This is a genomic window from Pyruvatibacter sp. HU-CL02332 (genome assembly GCF_040362765.1).
Taxonomy (GTDB): Bacteria; Pseudomonadota; Alphaproteobacteria; order CGMCC-115125; family CGMCC-115125; genus Pyruvatibacter.
This window is the reverse complement of record NZ_BAABWK010000002.1, coordinates 697,860-722,122: the sequence shown is the minus strand read 5'-3', so window position 1 is coordinate 722,122 and position 24,263 is coordinate 697,860. Positions and strand designations below refer to the sequence as shown.

Below are 24,263 nucleotides of genomic sequence, written 5' to 3'. Positions count from 1 at the left end.
AAATTCTGCGCAAGGGGTGCGGTCGCAAATTTGCGATGCGCAAAATTAGGGAGCCGGCGACATGTCGCGAGGCATTGCCATCATCGGCGGGTTGGCAGCCGCACTTGTGGTTCTGGGCCTGGCCTATTTTTTCCTGTTTGCAGGCGAGGCGTCTGACCCGACGCTGACGGACGGCACGGTCGCTGAAACAGGCGAGACCGAGTCGACTGATGCAACGCAGCCGGAAGCCGATGAGCCCGAAGGTCCCTCCTTTGACATCGTCCGTGTTGAGCGCGATGGCCAGACGGTTGCTGCTGGACGTGCAGAACCCGGCTCGAAAATTCGATTGATCGACAACGGCACGGTGATTGCCGAAGCGGAAGCCGACAGCCGCGGTGAGTGGGTGATTGTTCTCGATGATCCCCTGCCCACCGGCGACCGTCAGTTGCGGCTGGAAGCAGAGCTGCCCGATGGCACGCTGCTGAACTCCGAACAGGTAGTCTCCATATCGGTGCCCGAGGATCCCGAAGCCGAAGCCCTGGTGGTTCTGCAAAAGCCTGATGAGCCCAGCAAGGTCCTGCAGGGAACAGGCGTCGCAGCCAATGGCGGCGCTCTCACTCTTGATACGGTGGATTACGGCGAAGGCGGCGACGTCATCTTCTCCGGCCGCGCGCCTGTTGGCAGCAATGTACGCATCTATGTGGACAACAAGGCTGCGGGAGATGCGACCGCAGACGCAAAAGGTCGCTGGGTGGTAACAGCGATACGCCCGATCGAGCCCGGCGTCCATGAGCTGCGCGTGGACCAGATCGATGCCCAGGGCATGGTGCTGGCCCGCCTTGAAGCGCCGTTTGAACGCGCGACGGCTGAAGAAGTCGCCATGGTGCTTCAGGATGGCAAGGTGGTCATTCAGCCCGGCAACAATCTGTGGAACATCGCCCAGAAGCTGTATGGATCAGGCTACCAGTACACGGTCATTTATCAGGCCAATCGTGATGATATCCGTGACCCGAACCTGATCTATCCCGGTCAGGTCTTTGAAACACCGGGCTACACCCAGTAGCTACCGCCGACCAAAACCTTGTCTTGGATGAGGGAATGGCTATGTAAGGTGGTACTTAAACCGCCACGCGCCGGTGGTTTTGGGGCATAAGAGGGCACGCACTTCGCGGTCCATCGCCTCATGCATTCCCGGGAGCCCCCATGTCACCACGCTTCGGCACAGCCGCAGGCCAGCAAACGACGCTTGACGTCGATCGCCGGAGCAACCGCGAAGCGATCCGCGACCTGCTGCCCTTTCTGTGGCCCAAGGGCCGCCCGGACCTCAGAGGCCGAGTTGTCCTTGCCATGATTGCGCTCGTGCTGGCCAAGGCCGTGACGCTCTACATGCCGTTCCTGTATGGCGCCGCCGTTGATGCGCTCGACAAACAGGGCACAGAGCTGATTGTCATTGCGTCCGTGGTAGCGCTCATCGGGGCATACGGGGTTGCCCGCATACTGATGATCGGTCTGGCGCAGCTGCGCGATGGCCTGTTTGCCCGGGTTGGTCAGCATGCCGTCAGGGCCGTCGGCCTTCGGACCTTCCGGCACCTCCATGCCCTGTCACTTCGCTTCCACCTGAGCCGCCGGACTGGTGGCCTCAGCCGTGTCATCGAGCGCGGTGTGAAAGCCATCGAGTTCCTCCTGCGCTTCACCCTGTTCAACATCGGCCCGACGCTGCTGGAGCTTGTTCTGGTGGCAGGCATCTTCTGGTGGAACTTCGGCATCTGGTTTGCGGTCGTCACCCTGGCAACCGTCGGCAGCTACATCCTTTTCACCTTCAAAGTGACTGAATGGCGCATCGGCTTCATCCGGTCCATGAACCAGTCAGACGAGCGCGCCCACTCGAAAGCCATCGACAGCCTGCTCAACTTTGAAACCGTGAAATATTTCGGCAACGAAGCCCATGAGTCTGAGCGTTTTGACCGCTCCATGGCGCGGTATGAAGACGCCGCCGTCCGCTCGACAAAGTCACTGTCCTGGCTCAATGCCGGGCAGGCGGCGATTTTCGCAATTGGTCTGTCAGCCTTGATGATCATGGCTGCCATGGGCGTCAAGAATGGCACCATGACCCTTGGTGATTTTGTGCTGGTCAATGCCATGCTGATCCAGCTCTACCAGCCGCTCAATCTGCTTGGCTTCGTCTATCGTGAAATCAAACAGGCGCTGGTGGACATGGAGACCATGTTCGCTCTGCTCGGTGTTGGCGCTGAAATTGAAGACAAACCGGACGCCAAACCACTGGCCGCCAAGAGCGCTGCGGCATCAAGCTGCGAAATCCGTTTTGAGAATGTCGACTTTGCCTATGACCCCGAGCGCAAGATTCTCAAGGGCGTGGATTTCACGGTACCTGCCGGGCGCATGGTTGCCATCGTCGGCCCGTCGGGTGCGGGCAAGTCCACCATCTCGCGTCTTCTGTTCCGCTTCTATGATGCAACCGCCGGCCGCATTCTGATTGACGGCCAGGACATCCGTGACGTGACCCAGGACAGTGTGCGCCACGCCATCGGCATCGTTCCCCAGGACACGGTCCTGTTCAATGACTCGATCCGCTACAACATTCGCTATGGCCGTCCGGATGCGACCGACGCCGAAGTCGAAGAAGCCGCCCGCATGGCGCAGATTCACGATTTCATTCAAAGCCTGCCGGAGGGCTATGACAGCCAGGTCGGCGAGCGTGGCCTCAAGCTGTCCGGCGGTGAAAAGCAGCGCGTGGCCATTGCCCGTACTCTCCTCAAGAACCCGCCAATTCTCCTGCTGGATGAAGCAACCTCCGCGCTGGACACCCACACGGAGAAGGAAATTCAGGCCTCGCTCTCCATCGTCTCACGGGACCGGACCAGCCTCGTTATCGCGCACCGGCTTTCCACCGTGGTGGATGCAGACGAAATCATCGTGCTCGACCATGGCAAAATCTGTGAGCGCGGCACGCACCGCGAGCTGCTGGCCAAGGATGGCGCCTATGCCGCCATGTGGCAGCGCCAGCAGGAAGCCCAGCGTGCTGAGGAGATTCTTCAGGAAGTGGCTGAAACCGAGGGCACTTTGGTGGCCAGCGCAGTCGGCGACGAGGGTCTGGTTCCCGCCAAGTAGGCGCCCGCCAAACTTCGCCTCACATGCTATGTTCTGCTCCAGACAAAACAGGAGTGAGCATGAAAACGGCCAGTTGCCAGTGTGGCGCCCTTTCGGCAAAAGCCCGTGTTGACCCCGCAGGCATCGTCGCCTGTCATTGCTCAGGTTGCCAGCGCCGGACCGGCTCGGTCTTTGGTGTCGGGGCCTACTATCTGGAGGCCGATGTGGAGATCACCGGGGAGGCAACGGCCTTCTCCCGGCCGACAGCCATCGGCAATCAATTCCACGAGCACTTTTGCCCGAAATGCGGTACAACCCTCTACTGGTGGTCTGACAAAAACCCCGGTCTCATCGGCATAGCCGTCGGCGCGTTTGCCGACCCGGCTTTCCCGAAACCACAACGGTCAGTGTGGGAACAATCCTGCCACGACTGGGTGGATATGAGTGTGGCTCAGGAACACTTTGACCAGGGCAGGCCTTAGTAACAGTTAGTTTGGAAGGACTTGTGGTTCTCATGCGCGATCTTTTGGCATTTGTTCCGCCCATGCACCCCGAAGGCCGGCGTTTTGTGCTCATCTTTGCAGCAATCACGCTTGTGCTGTTTTGGGTCTGGCAGCCGTTCGGGTGGATAGGTGTTATCGCCACGGTTTGGTGTGCGTGGTTCTTCCGTGATCCTGAGCGCGTGACGCCGGATCGTCCGGGTCTTGTCATCGCGCCCGCTGATGGTGTCATCAACATGATTGCAGAAGCCGTGCCGCCACCTGAAATGGGACTGGGTGACGAACCCCTGACGCGCATCAGCGTCTTCATGAATGTGTTCAACGTTCATATCATTCGCTCCCCGGTTGAAGCCGCTGCCATCCGCACAGCCTATCGCCCCGGCAAGTTCTTTGATGCGTCCCTGGACAAGGCATCAGAGGAAAACGAACGCTCCTCCGTGCTTCTGCGCACGGGCGGTGGTCGTGAATATTGCGTGGTGATGGTTGCAGGCCTTGTCGCGCGCCGCATTCTTCCCTTCGTCAATCAGGATGATCACCTTGAGGCAGGTGACCGCATCGGCCTTATCCGCTTTGGCAGCCGTGTGGACGTTTACCTACCCAAGGGGCTGGACCCTCTCGTGTGCGTTGGACAAACCAGCGTCGGTGGCGAAACCGTGCTGGCGGATCATCACGTGCATGACGATCATCGCCCCGGACGTCGCTCATGACCAAAGACCACGAGTCCGCACCATCGAAGATTGAGGACAAGCTGACCGGCAAGTCCCTGCGTGGCCGCATGCGCCGATCTGGCGAGAAGCGTCAGCAGGCCCCTTTACGCAATCTTCTGCCAAATGTGCTGACCGTGCTTGCCTTGTGTGCGGGTTTGACGGCCATCCGTTTTGGGCTGGAAGGCCGATACGAGTTTGCCGTCTATGCAATTCTCGTTGCCGCCTTGCTTGATGCCTTGGACGGTCGGCTTGCGCGCATGCTCAAGGCGCAATCAAGTTTTGGGGCTGAATTGGATTCGCTCGCCGATTTTTTCAATTTCGGCGTGGCTCCGGTCCTGATCCTCTACACATGGAGCCTGGATGCGTTGGGCGGCCTGGGCTGGGTCGCTGTCCTTGGCTATTCGGTAGCCTGCGCCCTGCGGCTGGCACGCTTCAACGTCGCTGCCGAGGATCCTGATCGACCGTCATGGGCGAACGCGTTTTTTGTGGGCGTACCGGCGCCAGCCGCCGCCGGACTGGTGATGCTGCCGCTCTATATGGATTTCACGCAGATCACGACGTTCAACACCTGGCCGTCGCTGGTGGCGGTCCATATCGGTGTCGTCGCCTTCCTGATGGTCAGCCGCCTGCCAACGTTCTCCGGCAAGCACTTAAGGCTTTCCACCCGCCGCGATAAGGCGCTGCCTTTTTTGCTCGGCGTGGCATTGGTGGCCGCCTTGGCAGTCAGCTATCCGTGGATGACGGTTATTGGCATTACGGCTCTATATGCCGTGTCTCTGCCACTCGCGTTCTGGCGACACCGCGTGCTCGAGAAGCGCACGCAGATTGCGCGCGCTTCCCGGGATCGCAGTTTGGATGAGCAGGCCGGCGACTAGGCCCTGAGGGTTACTCGGCCGCTCCGCCATATCGCCGGTCACGCAGTGAGCGGCGGCGCAGCAGGTTCTCAACCGTCTCGCGGATGTTCAATGAGCTTTGACGGATTACCGTCGGCGCGGCCAGCATCACCGGTGTCACCACCAGCGTCAGCAGGGTCGCAAAGCTCAGGCCTGAGATGATCGCCGTGGACAACTGAACCCACCACACAGCAACAGGGCCGCCATAGGTGACGCTTCGGTCAAAGAAGCCCACATTGATCTGGGTGGCCATGGGGAGCAAACCGCAGATCGTCGTGATCGTGGTCAGCAACACCGGCCGCAGACGCTGGCCTGCGGTGCGCAGCACAGCTTCAACCGGGTCCATGCCCCGTGCCAGCAGGCCCTGGAACGTATCGATGAGCACAATGTTGTTGTTCACCACAATCCCGGCCAAAGCCACGATGCCTGTGCCCGTCATGATGACCGAGAACGTATGTCCGGTAATCACCATGCCAAGCAGCACGCCCATGGTGGACATGATCACGGCGGAGAGTGTCAGCACCGAGTGGTAGAACGAATTGAACTGCGTCAGCAGGATGATGAACATCAAGAACAGGGCTGCAATCATCGCATTGCCTAGGAAGGCTGCCGATTCAGCCTGGTTCTCGTCAGCACCGCGGAACCGCACATTGACCCGCGGGTCAATATTGGCCTCGTTGGCAATCCAAGCCTTGAGTTCAGTTACCTTGTCATCGGCCAGCACGCCGTTGGTTGTATTGGCTTTCACGTCCATGACCTGAATGCCGTCGATGCGGGTGATTTCATTCACCTGCCGCGCCGGCTCGCGGGTAATGAAGTTGGAAAGCGGCACCAGACCATTAGGCGTCCTCAGGCGCAGCTGATCCAACTGGTCAATGGACCGGTCGGAGACAGGGAAACGCGCACGGATGTCCACCTCGTCGTCCGCATCGTCCGGGCGATAGGTCCCAACCAGAATACCATTGGTGACCATCTGAACCGTGGCACCGATGGCCGCTACGTCGGCACCAAACCGGCCTGCCTGTTCGCGGTCGATCTTCAGCACCCACTCAATGCCCGGCAGAGGCAGTGAATCTTCAATGTCGATCAGGTCCGCAACATTGTTGGCGAAATGATCCCTGACCTTCTCGGTCATGGCACGCAGGGCAACCGGGTCACGCGAAGAGAGCTGGATCTGCACGTCCTTGCCCGTCGGTGGACCGTCTTCACGCTTGCGCACTTCCACATTGATGCCCGGAAGGTTCATCGTGCGGTCGCGGATTTCATCAAGAATGATCGCGCCGGGTCGCCGTTCTTCATAAGGCGCCAACTCAATGGAAATGCGGCCAATCATGTCAGCAGGTGCATCGCCACCCTGACCCGGGCCACCTTGTCCGGGACCCGTCTGCGCGAACGCAGACGCAACACCGGATACATCGAGCACAATGCTCTCGACTTCATTGACGAGCAGCAGCATTTCTTCCGCCGAGAGATTGCCCCGGGCACTCACCAGAATGGCAGCTTGTTCAGGCTCAGTGTTCACAAAGAACTCGACGCCGTTGTTGAACGAGCCATACAGGAAGAAGATGCCCACCAGCACACTCAAAGTGCCACCAATCACCTGGAAGGGGCGTTTGATGAGCGTGTTGAGCAGGCGCACATACGTACCTGTGATCCCCTCAAGGGCCAGCACGTCGCCTGTTTCCGCACCGGACAGACTGCGCAGAGTTGCCTGATTGGCCGCTTCCGCCTTACCAAAAATGGAGCCAAGAACCGGCAGGAAAATGAGGGCCGTGATCAAAGAGGCAATGAGCACGAAGATCAGGGTAAGGGGAAGGTATGACATGAACTGCCCGCTCACGCCCGGCCACAGCAACATCGGCAGGAACGCTGCCAGTGTTGTCGCGGTGGACGAGATAATGGGCCAGAACATTCGCGATGAGGCCGAGACATAGGCCTCTACACGGTCTACCCCCTCGGCCATTTTTCGATCCGCGAACTCAACAATCACGATGGCGCCGTCCACCAGCATGCCCACAGCCAGCAGCAGGCCGAACATCACCATCATGTTCAAGGTGAGGCCAGATAACGCCAGAAGGAAAAAGCCGATCAGGAAGGATGTGGGAATGGCCACGCCGACGAGGATGGCAGAGCGCATGCCAAGCGCTGCAACCACCACGATCATCACAAGGCTGATCGCGGTGATGATGGAAGCTTCAAGGGAGTTGATCGAGCGATAGATCCACGACGACTGATCCTGAGTGTAGGAAATCTTGATGTCTTTAGGCCATCGCGCTGTTTCTTCCTCAACGATCGCCCGCACCGCATTGTTGGTGTTGATGATGTTCGAGCCAAGCCGCTTCGTCACCTCAATGACGATGGCAGGGCCACCATTGAACCGCGCAAAGCTGTCCGCATCCTTGAACGTGCGGCGGATGTCCGCAATATCATCGAGCGTCACAACGCCTTCGCCAGACGACTTGACGGCGAGGCCCATCACGTCTTCGCGGTTCTCAAAAAGTCCCGGCACTTTGACGTTAAAGCGGCCCTGGCCCGTATCAAGCGCACCGGCGGCGACCAACTGGTTATTCAGTGACACCGCATTGATGAGTTCGCGCTGCGATACGTCATAGGATTCAAGCTTCACAGGATCGATAACCACCTCAAGAAGCTCTTCGCGGTCGCCCACAAGTTTGGCCTCAAGAACGGTCGGAACAGCCTCAATGGCATCCTGCAGTTTGCGCGCGCGTTGAAGCAGGGCACGCTCAGGAACGTCCCCCGACAGCGCAACCACCAGAACCGGGAACAGGCTGGCATTGAACTCCGTGATAATCGGTTCTTCGGCTTCGGTCGGGATCTCCGCCCGCGCCAGGTCAACCTTTTCGCGGACTTCCTGCAGCGCCTGATCCTTGTCGAAGGAGACATCAAACTCGAGAATGATGCCGGCAAACCCCTGCGAGGCAAACGCCTGGATTTCTTCAAGGCCCTCAAGTGTCCGAAGTTCTGTCTCCATTGGCTTCACAAGCAGACGTTCCCCGTCTTCCGGTGAAATGCCTGGATAGGGGATAGACACAAAGAAAAACGGAATGGCGATGTCCGGGTCAGCTTCCTTGGGAATCGACAGATATGACGTGATCCCGGCAAGGACCAGCAACACCATCGTCGTCAGAACGGTGCGTGTTCGCCCTACCGATGCTGCAACAAGCGGGTTCATGATTGTGCCCCATCATTTTCCATCGTGACCTCGACGGGTTGCCCGTCGCGCACGAATTCCTGACCAACAGTGATGATCGTTGCCTTCTCGGGAAGGCCGCCGACCCACACACCGTCATTGCTGTCTTCAAGAACCGAAACTTCCTGGAAGCGCGCAATCTTATCCGCACCAACCATGCGAACGCCGATGGCACCCTTGTCGTTGAGGACCAGGAACGCCGGCGACATCAAATGTGCCGTCACGGCTTCCGCCGCCACGATGATTTCAGCCGTGATCCCCGCAGGCAGCGTGTTGTCCTTGTTGGGAACCGCCAGCTCGACGCGGAAGGTGCGTGTTTCCTGCTCGGCGGTCTTTGCAATAAAGCGAACGACGCCTTCAAGCATCTGGCCGGAGATCAACCGCGCCTGGCCGACACTGCCCATGGAGAGCTTGTCCACGTCGCGTTCGGACACCTGACCGACCACGAGGATCGGATCAAGATCGACCACGGTGGCGCAGGGCTGGCTGACGGACAGGAAGTCGCCGATTTCAACAAAGCGATTGTCCAGCACGCCATCAAACGGTGCTTTGATGCGCGTGTAGCTCATCTCCACTTCCATCTGGCGCACCTGCGCCACAGCGGCGTCATATCCGGCCTTGTCTGCGGCAGCCTGCGTCTCCGAGCGGTGGCCCTTGGCGGCCAGCTTCTGCGAGGCGTCATACTGCAACCAGCGCTGCTCACGCAGGGCTTTTGCTTCCGCAAGACGGGCGCCGCGGGCGTTGATGGACAGCCCGCACAGCAGGTCGCCCTTGGAAACATATTCGCCCTTTTCAACAGGTAGTTTTGTTACCGATCCGGACGTTTCAGCACGCACTTCAACGGCACGCACGGGTTCTGTCCGTCCGCGAATGACGATGTCACGGCGCACCGGCTGAGATTCAAAAACCCGCGCCCGCACCGTCTGCACATCCTGGCTCTCAGCAAGGACATCACCTTCGGTGGCTGCCGCGGTTTCTTCCGAACCGGCCTCCCCCTCAACGGTCCCGAACTGGCCGGACAGGATCCAGACCGCAAGAATAATTGCGATAGCGGTTGCCAATACGTAGCTTCTCTTGATGGTCATCTGGCGTTAGGTCCTGGCGGTCTTCGTGGTCAATAAAGGGGTCGGTGCGCGGTTTTGCGCATCAAGTGGAAATGCTGTGGTCTGGGTTTATGAAACCGGCTCCGGGACCGGCTCTTCCTCAACCGGATCATCCTGGGCACCAGCTTCAATGAAGTGCCTGTTGCGCTCGAGAAAATCGATATGCGCCTTGCGCATGGCAAGGCCATATCGGCGGACAAAGGAAACACCGGCACTGTCGAGTGGCGCGTCTGATTCTTCAAACTCGCGAATGCCTTCGCGAGAGCCTTCGATCTGTCGGTCAATCAGGTCAGCCACCCGCGACCGGGGCAGCCGGTCAGCAAACATCATGACAAATGAGAAGTCGGATTTGATCTTGTCCTGGCTCACAGGCTGTTTGATCGCCGCATCAAGGGCATTCCAGCCATCCGCCGTGAGCGAATAGACCTTTTTGTCCGGGCGTTTTTCCTGCGGCTCCGTACGGCAGGCCAAAAGGCCCTCGTCGGTCATTTTTGTCAGCGCAGGGTAAATCGAGCCAAAGCTCGCATCCATGAAGTGGCGCGAGGGGCCCTGCTCGAACTCTTTTTTGATCTCGTAGCCCGATGCATCGCCAAAGGCGAGCAATCCAAGGCACATAGTACGAACATCCATGGCGTCTTTGCTTCCAAAAGCCCGCTTTACGCAAGGGAGCGCGTGAATAATCGGTATATAGGTTCGATATATACCGGTCTGCAAGGGGGCTTTACGCACGACACCCCTATTTGGATTGCATGGCTGGGCAGGTTGAGGCGTTTTTTCGCTATTTCGGCGCAATAAAGAGCGTCTGGCCGCTCCAATCGGGCCCTAGGCGGGACCGCTAAGACTTCTGATCGTCCGCAGTGATGTCACAAACCGCACAATAGCGATCTGGCCCGTCTTGAGGGCCGCAATGCGAGCCTGCCAGCGGCGGCCTTCTTCCATCAGCGCGTCGACGCCTTCAGGAGGAAGCGGGTCTGTCTCAAGGCTCTCCATCAGGCGGCGCCAGTCGGCCTCCACGAGAGCCACATATGACTTGCTGACATTTGCCGTGGACTTCGTTTCCAGCCGTGCCGCTGTGAGCTGCCGGGTGTATTCCGCCATGGTGTTCATGATCGGTTTTTCCGGTTCAGCCGCGCGCCATGTTTTGACTGCCGCACAGTCTTCGGCATCGTTCATCATGACCACGTCGTTGAACACGAAATTCCCGCCGCCTCGCAGTCCCGCTGCGGCCTTTGCTAGAAAATTCTCACGGCGCGGGAGGAAGCACAGGACCTCGCGGCAAAACAGCTTGTCAAAGACACGGATTCCAAAGTCAGGATCTTCAGGGTCCAGCACCGACATGTTGAAATCCGGCTTCTCTTCTGCCGCGTAGCGTTCAATGTCGCTTGGCGGGAAGAAGCACGTGATCGGCGTTTCAAAGGCTTCTGCCAGCGCACGTCCTGGACCAAGACAGCCGGGCAGAATGTCTGCCGCATGGTCGCCGGCTTTCAGGTCAACGGCTTTGGCCATGTTCATGATCACACCGTCGCCGCCGGGAAGTGCAAAATCTTCACCCCATATGCGGGCACGAATTTTCTCCAGCCACTCGCTATCTACATTCGGTGCAGCGGCAGGTACATCTTCAGCCGCCTGTGCGGTGGCAGGCACATCTTCAGCCGCTTCTGCCTTGGTCGCCGATGTGGGTGCGTGCTGCTTTGTGTGAATGGCGGCGTCTTTGTCCTGTGGCAACTCGGTGCCGTTCCACCACGCCTTAAAGCGATCCGGGAACGGTACATAATTGTCATCCGCGGCAGCTTTGGTCTTCGCTTTCTTTGGCGGTTTCGACGGAGCAGAGCGCTTGGCGGGTTTTCGTGGGGCCTGCTTTTTGGCCACACCAGAGCGTACTTCCGGTCGCGTGACGGTAACGAGATAGCTTTCGAGGGTTTGTGTGTGCTCATCCGGGAGCTTGCGCATGCTTTTGAAACGCTTGATGGCTTCAGGCGACATGCTTTGCAGCGAAAGGAGGAATTCTTTTCTCCCCATCGCCTCAAGGTCAGTCCTGCTAATGGTCGCTAAATTCGCCATTTCCCGATTCTATGCCAGCCAAGCTAAAGCCATAACTGCACTATAAAGTGCACAAACTGGTTAAAGCTCAACTAATACGGGAACTTAGCGTCCGCGGGCCGCAGTTATCCTACGCTAGAGCAGGCCGTGATCCACGCGGCGGTGCCAGTCTTTCCAGCACCGCAGCAAAGGCCGGAAGCCCAATAATGGCAGCGACCATGTTCATCAGGAACATGAAGGCCAGCAGTGCCCCCATGTCAGCCTGGAACTTGAGCGGCGAAAGCACCCAGGTGGCCACACCGACCGCCAGCATGATGGCGGTGTAGACAACTGCCATGCCGGTCGAGAGGAGGGCGCCCTCATAGGCATCCGCAAGGCCAAGCCCCTGACGCTGGTAATATTTGATCTGGCTGTAGAGGTAGAAGGCGTAGTCCACCCCGATGCCCGTCCCCAGAACCAGCACGGGCAGGGTGGTGACTTTAAGCCCGATGCCCAGCACCACCATGAAGACATAGCCCAGGAACGTCGCCAGAAGCAGTGGCATGCAACAGCAGATGACCGCGCGCCAGTCCCAGTAGGCCAGGAACACCAGAACAATGATGGTCGCAAACACATACAAGATCAGCGGCGCTTCGCTTTCCTCAATGACCTCGTTGGTAGCGGCAATAATGCCTACGCCACCCATGCCCAGACGGATATTGACGATCTCGCTCGGGTTGATGTCCTCATAGGCCTCAACCGCAGCAACCACTGTCTCGATGGTGGTCGCCTTATGGTCCTGCATGTAGGCGATGATCGGCAGAATGGTGCATCGGTCATTCAACAGACCTGTGGTCGTCGGCACAGGTGCGGTCGCACCGATGAGCTGACGCGACGTAGGCGGCAGCTCGCGCCATTTGAGGTTCCCTTCCGCGCCGATGGACTGGAAGTAGCGTGCTGCAAAGGGCAATGAATCAACGGACACAACACCGGGAACGCCACCCATATAAAGCGAGAACCTGTCGGCATAGTTCATGGCGGCGGGGTCGATACAGCCATCCGGCTGAGTCTCGAGGATGATGATCAGAACATCCGTGGGCACACTCAGTGCAGTCGCGATATAGGCCGTATCCTGATTGTATTTGGACTGAGCCCGCAGCTCGGAGGCGCCCGGCGTAATGTCGCCCACATGCCGTTCGCGGCTGACCATGTAGGCCAGCCCGATGGCAACAAACATCATGGCCGTGACGATCGCAGCAGGTCGCGGCTGGGCGATCTTCGCAATGTAGCTCATCAGCCGCTCACGTTGGGCTCGGGCACGTATGAACAGCCGCACCTGCTTGTCGTCTCGCGGAATGTACGATGCGATAAGCGGAAGCATGATGAGGTTGGTGATGATCTTGAGCGCCACACCGATGGTCGCGACAATGGCAATGTCCCGCACAACACCCACCGGGATGAGATAGAGGGTCACAAAGCCCACAAGGTCCGTCATCAGGGCCATTGAGCCGGGCACGAGCAGTCGTCTGAAGGTGGCCCGCGCGGCCCCCATGCCGTCCGTACCCTTGGCAATCTGTGTCGCAATCAAATTGACCTGCTGCATGCCGTGGCTCACGCCAATCGCATAGACCAGGAACGGCACCAGAATGGCAAGGGGATCAAGCGCAAACCCGATCATGCCCAGGACACCAAATTGCCAGACCACCGATACAAGCGACGAGCCGATGGCAAGGGCAGCCAGGGTGAAGGAGCGGACATACATGAAGACGGCGATGCCGGTCAGCACAAAGGCCAGTCCGAAGAAGGCAACTGCAATGGTTGCACCTTCGGCAATATCACCAATGAATTTTGGAAAGCCGATGATCAGTACGTCTGTTTTGTCGTCAGAGAACGGCGCACGGATCTTCTGTTCCATGATGTCAGCGACTTCCAGGGCCAGATTGGCCGTGCTGGAAATGTCGCCGTCACCGGCTCCTGCTTCCTGCAGCTGAAGCAGAATAATCGACGCTGTTTCATCCAGCGCCACCAGATCGCCATACAGGTCGCTGGTCAGAACGCGATCACGGATGGAATCCACATCCGCCTGTGTCATCGTGTCGGCAGTGACGTTGCCCGGCACCACGTCTACCAGATCAAAACCCTCTTCATGGATCTCCAGAATCTGGGTGTTAGGCGTCCATAGCGAAATCAACCGGGCCCGGTCCACGCCGGGGATGTAACGGGCTTCTTCGGTGATCTGATATAGCTTGCGGAAATAGTCCACATTCCACATATCGCCGGTCTTGCTGCGCAAGCCAATGACCACAAGGTTCGCGCCGGGCAGGTCCTTTTGATACTCGAAATAGGTTTTGACGTAGGGATGTTCGAGCGGCACCTGCTTGAGAAAGCCCGCCTCCATCTTGAAGCCTGCAACCGCGAAATAGCCTGTGACGACGGTCAAAAGTGCCATCAGCACCAGCACCAGACGGCGTGATCCGAACAGGAAGTCTTCAATAGCCTGAATCATGTATCCCCCGTGGAAGACATCTGGATCACTCTTTGGCGATCTTTGAGTCTTCCTTATCCCTCACGCTGAGCCAATTTTCGCAGCGTCCCGCAGGGATCACATACACTAATCATTGGAGCAACGCCCTCAGCACGCTAGGATGGCAGCAGGGGCGCACATCCGCAACGATAGTTGAAAGAACAGCTCAAAAAGGCTGCTTTACGCGCCGGGTGGGAGGTCTATCCTGCCCACCAAATCAAAACGCTGGGGAGGCGTTACATGATCAAGTCACTCTTTGCCGCACGGCCTAAGGGTCAGGACGGCGAGAAGTCATCACTGGCGGGTCTATTTTCAAAAATTGCAGACGCACGCAAATCCGGTGCAACAACTGAGTCGGCACTGGACGGACTCGACCGCACCCAAGCTGCAGCGGCAGTTCTGATGGTCGAAGTCGCCCGTCTGGACACGGATTATTCAGGCAGTGAAACAGACCGCATCTGCTCCATCATGCAGCGCGAATTCGGCATGTCTCTCGAGCAGGCAAGTGAATTGCTCAACACCGCAGAAGAGAAACACGAAGAAGCCTATACGAACTGGCTCTTCACCAAGACCATCAAGGAAAAAGCCGGTCTCGAAGAACGCTCCAAGGTCATGGAGCATCTCTGGGACATCGCCTACGCCGATGGTGAGCTCCATGAACTTGAAGCTGACCTGCTGCTGCGCATCGGCCAGGCCATGGAGCTGCCGGAAAATGAGCGAATTCATGCGCTGGAACGCATGTTCGCCAAGCGGGTCCCGGAGCTCGCCGCAAACCAATCGTGATTTGAACACGTAGACCTTATCGACAATGCAGGCTTGGGGGCGTGTGACCCGGCCGTAGCTATTTAAAACAAACGCGCACGTCACAAAGGACATTCAAGAGTATGGGCAAGAACAGGGAATTCGACGTTGTTGTGTACGGCGCAACCGGCTTTACGGGCCGCCTCGTCGCTGAATACCTCAACAAGCAATATGGCGTTGGCAAGGACCTGAAATGGGCCATGGCCGGTCGCAGCGAAGAAAAGCTCGCATCCGTGCGTGACGAAATGGGCGTACCCGCAGATGTGCCGTTCGTCGTTGCTGATGCATCAGACCCTGCATCCCTGAAGTCCATGGCGGAGCGCACCAGCGTCGTCCTGACAACCGTTGGTCCGTACCAGCTCTATGGCAGCGATGTTGTTGCTGCCTGCGTTGCTGCAGGAACCGACTATGTGGATCTGTGTGGCGAAGTGAACTGGATGCACACCATGATCGCAGAGCATGGTGAAGCGGCCAAGAAGTCCGGCGCACGCATCGTCCTGTCATGCGGCTTTGATTCCATTCCCTTCGATCTGGGCGTCTACTTCCTTCAGGAAAACGCCAAGAAGACACTCGGCGGCGTTGTGCCCCGCGTGAAGACACGTGTGCGCGAAATGAAGGGCACATTCTCCGGCGGTACGGTTGCCAGTTTCCGGGCAACCATGGCCAGCGTGGGGTCAGACCCCTCCGTCATCGAGATCCTCACCAATCCGTTTGCATTGGCAGAGGGCTTCACCGGTCCAGCACAGCCTGCCGGTGACAAGCCGGTTCACGAAGATGATCTGGGCATGTGGGTCGCACCATTCGTGATGGCACCGATCAACACCCGTAACGTGCACCGCTCCAACATGCTGCTTGGCCATGCCTATGGCGAAGATTTCGTCTATGACGAAATGATGATGGCAGGTCCCGGCGAGCAGGGCGAAGCCGTTGCCAAGATGATCGCAGGCGACACGTCCATGATGAGCGACGATGCCCCCAAGCCCGGCGAAGGTCCTTCCAAGAAGGAACGCGAAGAGGGCATGTACAACGTGCTTCTCATCGGCGAAGCCAAGGACGGCAAGAAGATCAACGTCACCGTCACCGGCGACCGTGATCCGGGCTATGGCTCGACGTCAAAAATCATCGCTGAAGCAGCTGTATGTCTTGCCAAGGATGACGTGGTTGAAGCGGGTGGCATCTACACATCTGCACCGGCCATGGGCATGAAACTGGTCGACCGTCTGGTGGCAAATGCCGGCCTGACATTCGACGTGGATGCCTAGGTAAAATTTCGTCCGTGAAAAACCACGGATGACGCGACGTCAACGGAAAGAGGGATGCGAAGTGACTCGCATCCCTCTTTTGCGTCCGGTACACCACCACCACATACAAATTCGATAAAACGATCACCAACATGAGGATGAGGAAATGAGCGAAGCATGGATCATCGATGCCTGCCGCACGCCCCGCGCGATCGGCAAGGCTGGCAAAGGCGCCCTGTGGGAACTGCATCCCCAGCATCTGGGTTCAACAGTTCTCAAAGCCGTTGCCGAGCGCAACAGCCTGAAGACCGAAGAAGTTGACGACATCATCTGGGGCACATCCTCCCAGCGCGGCAAGCAGGCCGGTGACCTTGGTCGCATGGCCGCTCTCGACGCAGGCTATGACGTGCGCTCCTCCGGCATGACCCTTGACCGTTTCTGCGGCTCAGGCATCACCACGGTGAACATCGCTGCGGCCAACATCATGTCCGGCATGGAAGATCTGGTCATCGCTGGTGGCACAGAAATGATGTCCCTCAACGGTCAGCCCGGTCATGAGTCCATGAGCCCGTTCCTCGACAGTGGCAACGAGCACCTGCGCGACATGCACCCGCAGCCGCACCAGGGTGTGTGCGCTGATGCCATCGCAACGCTCGAAGGCATCTCCCGCGAAGCCGTTGATGACCTTGCACTGGTCAGCCAGCAGCGCGCCGACAACGCCATCAAGAACGGTCACTTCGACAAGGCGCTTGTGCCCGTCCTCAACATGGACGGCACCGTTGCCCTCGACCACGAAGAGTTCCCCCGTCCGCAGACGACCCGCGAGGGCCTTGCAGGCCTCAAGGCGTCATTTGCCGGCATCGCCGACTATGAGCTCGACGAGAAGGGCACGACCTTCCGCAAGCTCGTGCAGCAGGTCTACCCGGATCTCGACATCAACCACGTGCACCACGCCGGTAACTCGTCGGGCGTTGTGGATGGGGCAGCAGCTGTTCTGCTCGCGTCACCTGACTACGCCAAGAAGAACGGCCTGAAGCCGCGCGCTCGCGTCGTTGCCATGGCAAACATGGGTGACAGCCCGACACTGATGCTCAACGCACCCGTGCCTGCCGCCAAGAAGGTTCTCGATAAGGCCGGTCTCAAGATCGAAGACATCGACCTGTTCGAAATCAACGAAGCGTTCTCGGTTGTGGCTGAAAAGTTCATTCGCGATCTCAACCTCGACCGCGACAAGGTCAATGTGAATGGCGGTGCCATGGCACTGGGTCACCCGATCGGTGCCACCGGTTCTATCCTCATCGGCACCATGGTTGATGAGCTTGAACGTCAGGACAAGAAATATGGTCTCGTGACCATGTGTGCTGCAGGTGGCATGGCTCCGGCCATCATCGTTGAGCGCATGAACTAGGACGACACTCACCGGCGGTGGCAGCAGCCACCGCCGGTTTTCTTTTGTCAGCAGGAGGACAGACAGATGAGCGACCGCATTTCCGTATCAATTGACAACGGCGTGGCCGACGTCCGTCTCACCCGCGTTGACAAGATGAATGCCCTGGACGATGCCATGTTCGAGGCACTCATCACCCGCGGTCAGGAGCTGGCCGCCAATCCTGATGTACGCTGCATCGTCATTTCAGGCGAAGGCCGCGCCTTCTGCGCCGGTCTCGACATGGGCAATTTCGGCAAGATGGCCGATGCCAAACCGCAAGAAGCAGCCCCGACAGGCGGTGCAGGGCGCCTTGAGCAACGCACCCACGGCATCTCCAACCGCCCGCAATATGCGGTCCGCGTCTGGCGCGAAATGCCGGTGCCTGTAATCGCCGCCGTTCACGGTGTTGCCTTTGGCGGTGGCTTCCAGGTCATCCTTGGGGCTGATATGCGCTACGTCGCACCGGACACCAAGTTGTCCATCATGGAAATCCGCTGGGGCCTTGTGCCGGACATGGCAGGCACCCAGATCATGCGCCATCTCGCCCGCGAAGATATCGTCCGCGAGCTGACATATACCGGCCGCGTCTTCTCTGGCGAAGAAGCACTGGAATACGGCTTTGCCACCCGCGTTGAAGCCGACCCGCTTGCCGCAGCGCTTGCCACGGCCCGCGAGATCGCTTCAAAAAGCCCATCGGCCATCGAAGCCTCCAAGCGCCTTTTGAGTGCAGCAGTCTATGCAGGCGAAGAAGAAGGCCTGGTGCTTGAATCCGTTGAGCAGGATGCCCTCATCGGCAGTGCCAATCAGATCGAAGCCGTCCTGTCCCAGCTGGAAAAGCGCGACGCCAACTATGCGCCCGCCCGCGAGGCCGGTGCACCGACCCTCAGCAAGGCCGGCTGACCTACTTCTTCCCGAAGCCCGCAATCCGTTCCTGCATGTCCGGGCCAACGCCCTCGGACTTGTAGATTTCGTGCGCCAGCCCGGCCGACAGATCAAGACCATCTGTCTCCCGCAGCAGCTTCTTGAGAGCCCGCAGCGAGAACCAGGAGTTCTCCAGCATCGTGCCGCAGAACGCAGCCACATCGTCATAGAAGCCGTCATCGGCGTAACACACATTGGCCAGTCCCATGGCTTCCGCCTGGCGTCCTGAGTAGGTCTGGGCGGTCAGCATCATTTCAGCAGCCTTGGTCTTGCCCACGCGCCGCGGCAATCTCTGGCTCATGCCCCACACAGGCGTCAACGACCATTTCGCATGGGTGTCAGCAAACTTGGCGTTCTCGCTCGCCAGCACAATGTCGCCCGCCAAAGCCAATTCCAGGGCACCCGTGTAGCAATGACTGTGGACGGCACTGATAACCGGCTGCGGCAGGTTCGCCAGACGTTCAATCACCAGCGGCTGATAGTTGGGGCGCGGCAGCTTTTCACCTGTCGCAATGTCCCCAAGGTCATGACCGGCAGAAAAACAACGTCCCGCGCCACGCACAACGACACAGCCAACGCTATCCTGCGATGCTTCAATGTCAGCCACATGTGCTTCGAGTTCCTGAAACACAGGCACATTCAGCGCATTCAGCTTGTCAGGCCGGTTGATCGTCAGTGTCGCAACACCTTTGTCGTCCGCACGCAGAACCAGGTCACCCATGTATCGTCTCCCTCGTCACCTGCCGGGTTGGGGCCTATGGTTGTGCGCAGCGCAGCCGTAAGCTATCCCAGCAATCTGTAAATCTCGCTATTCGGACCCAGTATGCACACAAGGCTGACAGTCGTAACCGTCACACATAATGGCGGGCTGGTAATCGGTGGATTGCTGGACAGTCTGCCCCGTGACGTGCGGCTGGTGGTGGTGGATAACGCGTCGAGCGACGATACGCTGGACATCGTGTCCGCCAAGCGCCCCGATGCGACGGTCCTGCGCAACGAGATAGGGCAGGGCTATGGTCGCGGCGCTAGTAGGGGACTAGACGCCGTTGAAACGGAGCTGGCCCTGCTTGCAAATCCGGATTCTGTGCTGAGCGAGGACGCCATTCAGGCACTCATCGATGCAGCGGACAAATATCCCGATGCGGCAATGTTCGGGCCGGTCCACAAGGCCGGGGACGGGCATATTGAACCAAGCCATGATGTGGAGTTGTGGCGGCGGCATCTGTTCGGCAAGCGCGATGGCGAACTGCCGCCCGATGGCGATATCTGCGTCGAGTTCATCTCAGGCGCGGTCAACCTCGTGCGCATGGACGTGCTGAAGGAAATCGGTTTCTACGATCCGGACGTCTTTCTCTATTTCGAGGATGACGACATGTGCATGCGCATCCGCCGCGCCGGACACAGCCTCATCGTTGTGCCGAACAGTGTCGTCGTACATCTCAATTCCGGCTCGGTGAGACCCAATGCAGCGTACTATTGGGAAAAGTTCTGGCACATCGCCTGGTCGCGGATTCATATTGAACGCAAATACCATGGCACCGTGGCTGCCACGCGCCTGGCCCTGCGAGACACACTGCGCTACGGCATAAAGGCACTGGGCAACTTTGTGGTCTTTCGTGGCTTCCAGGGCCGCCGGGACGCAGCCAGGTGTGCGGGCACATGGGCCGCACTGCGCGGTGTATCAGCGCTCCGGTCACTGGAAGGGGCGGGCAAATGAGCTTTTTGAAACAGCTACGCCGGAAAATACGTAAGCTGACCAAATCAGAACCTGATCTGGGCCCCGAAATCTCCATCGGCCGCCATTCCTATGGTCTGGCGCGGCGAATGGTCGCCGGAGCCTCCATGGAAGCTCCCCTCAAGGTGGGAGCGTTTTGTTCCATCGGGCCGGACGTGCTGTTTTTCTCAAAGGCGGATCACCCCATTGATCTGCCCAGCACATACCCGTTCAAGACCCTGATCTGGGATACGGACAAGCCAAATCAGGATGCGGTCACCAAGGGTGGCATCACCATTGGCAATGACGTGTGGATAGGTGCGCGCGCCATCATCATGTCAGGTGTGACGATTGCTGACGGTGCCATTGTGGCAGCCGGTGCGGTGGTCACCAAGGATGTAGAGCCTTACGCGATCGTCGGCGGCAATCCTGCACGCGAAATCCGCAAGCGGTTCGACGACACGCAGATTGCGGCGTTGCTCAGTCTCAGATGGTGGGACTGGACAGACGCGGATCTTGAAAAACTGCGCGTGCCTTTCTACGGGCCGGTAGATGCCTTCATTGAAGCTGCCACGAACGCACAACGCTGACTTTTTGCCCTAGCCGTACAGCGCCTCGGCGACCTTGCTATCCGTGGCGATCGCCTGTTTCAGATCGGCTTCAGCCTTCTCGACAATCGGATGACCCTTGTCGGTGATGGCCGCTCTCCAGCTATCCCGGTTCTTCAGTGCGCTGTAATAGGTCCGGATCGGAGCCAGGTCCGCATCCTGCAAAAAATGGTCAAGCCACCCGGTCTCATCAACGCGCAGCAGAATGCAGGACCAGGTGACATCCGCCAACGTGTACTGCTCGCCAAGAATCCACGGGCCCTCTGTACTTTCAAGCTTCTGCGCCAGGTGAGCCAGGTGCCTGCGCATGTGATCGCGGCTGGCATGCATCATCTTCTGAAGTGGCTTCTGCGACAGCATGGTCCGCAGGCCGAAAATGCGTGACGCAGTGAAGAAAGCTGGCCGTTTCTTGTCAGGATGAAACAGGAAACCGACCAAAATCCGTCGCAAGGGAACGTAGCGGATGGCGGTGACGAAGACCGGAAAAGTCAGTCCGGGAATGCAGCTGCCCGCCTGCGTCTGCATGTTTGCCATCGGGTCATCACTTGAGATGACACCACTCTCAAGCCAGCGATCCATCTCCGCGCGATCCGCCGCATCTGTTGGAACCAGTGAAGCCGCACCGGGCGCTGCATGATCCGCCACATAGGCCAGAATGTCGTCCGATTCATAAATCGGGTGGCCATTGTGCACGAGCGTTGGCACCAGACCCGAAGGGTTCACTTTCAGATACGCCGCCCCAATCGTTTCGTACTTGCCGGTCTCGATCAGATCGATCTGGTGATAATTGTAAGGCACGCCCGCTTCCGCCATGACAAGTCGCGTCTTGCGGGAACAATGCGAAAAGGCATTGGCATAAAGCTCAAACTCATCCGTATGCGGCAGGGTTATGTTCTCTTGCAGCCCACCTGTGACCGGGTGTGTGCGGCGGCGTGACTTTTCAATCAGAAACCATATCAACAGTAATGTGGCCAGTGCCGAGAGACTAATGGTGAAGGGTGTCATGGCGTGTTTCCAGATAAGCCGCTATGCGGTCCAGATTGAGGAGGGGCCAGGCAGGTAGGACCCGTCATCTATGCCGATCTCATCTGCAATGAGAGCATTCATCTGACTGTTCAGGCCAAGAATGGTGTCCTCATATCGTTGCAGATCATTGGCGAGGTTCACGGCTTCAGCGGGGTCGGTGAGCGTGTCATAGAGCTCAAGGTCGTTGCTGGCGGACAGATCAGCCAGGGTGGTGGGCTGATGGTGTTCAAATGGCGAAAAGTATCGCGCGAACTTGTAACGACCGTCAGCAATCCCCCGCATATGGCCGCGATTTTTGAATCCTCCGAAGAACTCTCGAAGGTCCATGGCGTTGAACTTGGCAAAGGGACCTGCGGCGTTCTGCACTGCGGCAAAATTGCGGACGCTTTTTTCCGACATGTGAACCAGGCTGGTCCACTGCATGAGTGTCCCTGTGCGGGGGCCATCCGCCACAGCAATGCCGCTCGCTGTCAGGGCGGGTGAAAGGTCATGACCTGAGAGAAGCGGGTACATCTCCTGGCGGGTGGTGGCGTCAATGCCTGCAAATGACAGAAGGGTTGGCACGACGTCCAACTGCGACGCTAGAGCCTGAACCTCCCTGCCTCCTTGCACTTCAGGATGCCGGATGAAGAATGGAATGTTCTGGTTTTCTCGATAGACATTGCCGCCTTTTTCACGCAACCCGTGAACACCAGCCATCTCACCATGATCCGCCAGGTAAATTACAATGGTGTCCTGCTCCTGGTCGGTTGCCTCGAGGGCATCGAGAACAGAGCCAAGGCTGCGATCCATGTCGGCGAGACAGTTGAAGTAATAGTTGTTGTAGGCGCGCCAGTAGTCGGTTCGATCAAGGGGGATCTCGCCCAAAGCCAACCCCATGACTTTCTGCATCTCGCGATGTGCGGGCGGTTTGCCTTCCAGCGTGGCGTCACCAAATGTATCCGGCAGATCAATTCCCCAATCCTTCGCATAAAGCGGGTCTTCAGGAGCTGGGAGAATAACGTCTGGAAACTCGTTCAGACGGCTCTGCTGCTGATGCTCGCTCGTCTTGAAGAACATGATGTCATGCGGATTGACGAAATTCACCGCGGCGAACCATGGTTTGTCGCCACTTTTTTGCTCTGCCATGAAGCTGGCTGCACTGGCAGCGCTCAGTGGGTCATACTTCCAGCCATGCTGTGCTCCGTCACGCTCGCGGTCCTGGTCTGTATGCTCAAAACCAAAGCCGCCGAATGTTGAGGCTATTGTCCGTGGACCAACTGCATCATCGACACCAAAATGACTGAGGTGCCACTTGCCGAAATACCCGGTCGTATACCCCGCGTCTTGCATCATCGTCCCCAAGGTAGGGATGTCTTTGCGGAAACCGCCGGAATAGGGAAGGGGAGTGTTTTCCCACAGACCGTTTTGCTGTGGGTGCAGCCCGGAGTACACGATGCCGCGTGCCATTGAACACAGATTGCTAACGGTGCTGGCATTGCGGAAGACGGTGCTTCCAGCCATCAGGCGATCATGGTGGGGCAGGGAGATTTCACTCGGGATCAGATGTCGGGCGCGTTCCTGGTCGGTGAGGATCAGCAGAATATTCGGCCTGCGCCCGGATGGCGTATCAAGTGCTACTCTTGGTCGTCCTGCGTTTCCGGGCCGCGCGATACGATATGCCCCGTAGGCAGCCGCAATCGCACCGGCACCTATAAGCGCAGTTCTGCGTGAAATGTTCTTCAATATGTCATCTCCCCAGGGCATTTTTGTCTGGACTATTTGGACGCAACCGCTTCCAGGCGGCTGGCCATGACGTCGGCCACGATGGCGGCATGCTCGGTGATGAATTCATCTGAGCGCGGATCAATCCCGAAAACCTTTTTGCATTCGTGCTCAACGGAAAACACAAAAGCGCCCGCGCCGACCAGCAGGTAGAACCCGTGCGGGTCGATATCGACACCCAGCGCTTTTGACGTGTCTGCCTGCATTGGGATGATGTATTTTTCAGCGATGTAGTCCATGCGCCAGGAAGGTGCTTTGCCTTCCTGAACCATCAGCCGATTGAGCTGCGGTACTTCGGCGCTGAAGCGCACAAACATGGTCACATACAGCTTCAACCGTTCCCGTAGGGGCAGTGATTCCATCAGGTCGATCACCTGAGAAAATCGTTCGACGAGTTGGGCAAACACCCCATCCACTACCTGCTTCCAGAAGGCCTCCTTCGTGTCGAAGTGGTAGGCGACCAGCCCACGCTGAACCCCCGCATGGCTTTCAATCGTTCGCACGGATACGCCGTCAAAGCCGATGGACGAGAAGAGCTCGGTACCTGCATCCAGCAGCAGTTCGCGCGTTTCTTCTGCCCGCTTTTGTGGGGCGCGGCGGCGGGGTGAATCTGACTTTGCGGGAACAATTTCGGATACTGGCACGCGATCAACTCCAATAAACTTGTTGAATAACAAAAATAATACCACTAAGTTCGACACATAACAAGTTTATT

At 58.2% G+C, this 24,263-nt stretch carries 19 protein-coding genes and 1 pseudogene; 11 read left to right on the top strand and 9 right to left on the bottom strand.

From position 1 onward, the window contains the following. The first annotated feature begins 61 nt into the window (after positions 1–61). The 5 genes from ABXH05_RS14085 (at position 62) to ABXH05_RS14065 (ending at position 5,169) form a co-directional block, all read left to right on the top strand. Positions 62–1,042: a LysM peptidoglycan-binding domain-containing protein gene (locus ABXH05_RS14085; RefSeq protein WP_353561617.1), complete on the top strand. Its 981-nt coding sequence runs from the start codon at positions 62–64 to the stop codon at positions 1,040–1,042. 140 nt (positions 1,043–1,182) lie between these two features. Continuing rightward, the gene (locus tag ABXH05_RS14080; RefSeq protein ID WP_353561616.1) at positions 1,183–3,108 is read left to right on the top strand and encodes an ABCB family ABC transporter ATP-binding protein/permease; all 1,926 of its coding nucleotides are present in this window, start codon (positions 1,183–1,185) and stop codon (positions 3,106–3,108) included. A 59-nt stretch (positions 3,109–3,167) separates the two neighbouring features. After that, complete coding sequence (locus ABXH05_RS14075) at positions 3,168–3,569, top strand: GFA family protein (RefSeq protein WP_353561614.1); 402 nt, start codon at positions 3,168–3,170, stop codon at positions 3,567–3,569. 23 nt (positions 3,570–3,592) lie between these two features. Beyond that, positions 3,593–4,294 carry a phosphatidylserine decarboxylase gene (locus tag ABXH05_RS14070; RefSeq protein ID WP_353561612.1) on the top strand — a complete coding sequence of 234 codons (702 nt, stop codon included), beginning with the start codon at positions 3,593–3,595 and terminating at the stop codon, positions 4,292–4,294. Continuing rightward, a complete protein-coding gene (locus ABXH05_RS14065) occupies positions 4,291–5,169 on the top strand; it encodes a CDP-alcohol phosphatidyltransferase family protein (protein WP_353561610.1) in 879 nt (292 codons plus the stop codon). The genes ABXH05_RS14070 and ABXH05_RS14065 overlap by 4 nt, the downstream gene beginning before the upstream one ends. A gap of 10 nt (positions 5,170–5,179) precedes the next feature. Here ABXH05_RS14065 and ABXH05_RS14060 read toward each other — a convergent pair whose 3' ends face one another. The 5 genes from ABXH05_RS14060 to ABXH05_RS14040 all read right to left on the bottom strand — a co-directional run bounded on the left by ABXH05_RS14060 (position 5,180) and on the right by ABXH05_RS14040 (position 14,026). Beyond that, positions 5,180–8,380 carry an efflux RND transporter permease subunit gene (locus ABXH05_RS14060; RefSeq protein ID WP_353561608.1) on the bottom strand — a complete coding sequence of 1,067 codons (3,201 nt, stop codon included), beginning with the start codon at positions 8,378–8,380 and terminating at the stop codon, positions 5,180–5,182. Further along, positions 8,377–9,483, bottom strand: coding sequence for an efflux RND transporter periplasmic adaptor subunit (locus ABXH05_RS14055; protein ID WP_353561606.1), 1,107 nt, complete (start codon positions 9,481–9,483; stop codon positions 8,377–8,379). The genes ABXH05_RS14060 and ABXH05_RS14055 overlap by 4 nt, the downstream gene beginning before the upstream one ends. Before the next feature lie 87 nt (positions 9,484–9,570). Then, a complete protein-coding gene (locus tag ABXH05_RS14050; RefSeq protein WP_353561604.1) occupies positions 9,571–10,131 on the bottom strand; it encodes a PadR family transcriptional regulator in 561 nt (186 codons plus the stop codon). Positions 10,132–10,323: 192 nt separating this feature from the next. Then, positions 10,324–11,520: a class I SAM-dependent methyltransferase gene (locus ABXH05_RS14045; protein ID WP_353561602.1), complete on the bottom strand. Its 1,197-nt coding sequence runs from the start codon at positions 11,518–11,520 to the stop codon at positions 10,324–10,326. A 151-nt stretch (positions 11,521–11,671) separates the two neighbouring features. After that, the gene (locus ABXH05_RS14040; protein WP_353561600.1) at positions 11,672–14,026 is read right to left on the bottom strand and encodes an efflux RND transporter permease subunit; all 2,355 of its coding nucleotides are present in this window, start codon (positions 14,024–14,026) and stop codon (positions 11,672–11,674) included. Between the two features lie 258 nt (positions 14,027–14,284). On the opposite strand from ABXH05_RS14040, the gene ABXH05_RS14035 reads away from it, so the two are divergent. From ABXH05_RS14035 to ABXH05_RS14020, 4 genes are all read left to right on the top strand, one after another. Beyond that, on the top strand, positions 14,285–14,827 hold the full coding sequence (locus ABXH05_RS14035) for a tellurite resistance TerB family protein (protein WP_353561598.1): 543 nt from the start codon (positions 14,285–14,287) through the stop codon (positions 14,825–14,827). Positions 14,828–14,928: 101 nt separating this feature from the next. Further along, the gene (locus tag ABXH05_RS14030) at positions 14,929–16,107 is read left to right on the top strand and encodes a saccharopine dehydrogenase family protein (RefSeq protein WP_353561596.1); all 1,179 of its coding nucleotides are present in this window, start codon (positions 14,929–14,931) and stop codon (positions 16,105–16,107) included. 145 nt (positions 16,108–16,252) lie between these two features. Beyond that, a complete protein-coding gene (locus ABXH05_RS14025) occupies positions 16,253–17,494 on the top strand; it encodes an acetyl-CoA C-acetyltransferase (protein ID WP_353561594.1) in 1,242 nt (413 codons plus the stop codon). 66 nt (positions 17,495–17,560) lie between these two features. Continuing rightward, the gene (locus ABXH05_RS14020; protein WP_353561592.1) at positions 17,561–18,415 is read left to right on the top strand and encodes a crotonase/enoyl-CoA hydratase family protein; all 855 of its coding nucleotides are present in this window, start codon (positions 17,561–17,563) and stop codon (positions 18,413–18,415) included. A 1-nt stretch (position 18,416) separates the two neighbouring features. Here ABXH05_RS14020 and ABXH05_RS14015 read toward each other — a convergent pair whose 3' ends face one another. Then, positions 18,417–19,157: an enoyl-CoA hydratase/isomerase family protein gene (locus ABXH05_RS14015; protein ID WP_353561590.1), complete on the bottom strand. Its 741-nt coding sequence runs from the start codon at positions 19,155–19,157 to the stop codon at positions 18,417–18,419. A gap of 102 nt (positions 19,158–19,259) precedes the next feature. On the opposite strand from ABXH05_RS14015, the gene ABXH05_RS14010 reads away from it, so the two are divergent. Continuing rightward, entirely contained in the window at positions 19,260–20,153 is an 894-nt protein-coding gene (locus ABXH05_RS14010) for a glycosyltransferase family 2 protein (RefSeq protein WP_353561588.1), read from the top strand. A gap of 287 nt (positions 20,154–20,440) precedes the next feature. Then, a pseudogene (locus tag ABXH05_RS14005) lies at positions 20,441–20,671 on the top strand (CatB-related O-acetyltransferase); the annotation flags it as partial. Between the two features lie 78 nt (positions 20,672–20,749). Here the strand turns inward: ABXH05_RS14005 and ABXH05_RS14000 are convergent. Genes ABXH05_RS14000 through ABXH05_RS13990 form a run of 3 tightly spaced genes read right to left on the bottom strand, consistent with a single transcriptional unit; the run spans position 20,750 to position 24,192 of the window. Further along, positions 20,750–21,763, bottom strand: a complete 1,014-nt coding sequence (locus ABXH05_RS14000) for a glutathione S-transferase family protein (RefSeq protein WP_353561586.1) — start codon at positions 21,761–21,763, stop codon at positions 20,750–20,752. 21 nt (positions 21,764–21,784) lie between these two features. Beyond that, positions 21,785–23,509: a sulfatase family protein gene (locus ABXH05_RS13995; RefSeq protein ID WP_353561584.1), complete on the bottom strand. Its 1,725-nt coding sequence runs from the start codon at positions 23,507–23,509 to the stop codon at positions 21,785–21,787. A gap of 32 nt (positions 23,510–23,541) precedes the next feature. Next, the gene (locus ABXH05_RS13990) at positions 23,542–24,192 is read right to left on the bottom strand and encodes a TetR/AcrR family transcriptional regulator (RefSeq protein WP_353561582.1); all 651 of its coding nucleotides are present in this window, start codon (positions 24,190–24,192) and stop codon (positions 23,542–23,544) included. Between the last annotated feature and the right edge of the window lie 71 nt (positions 24,193–24,263).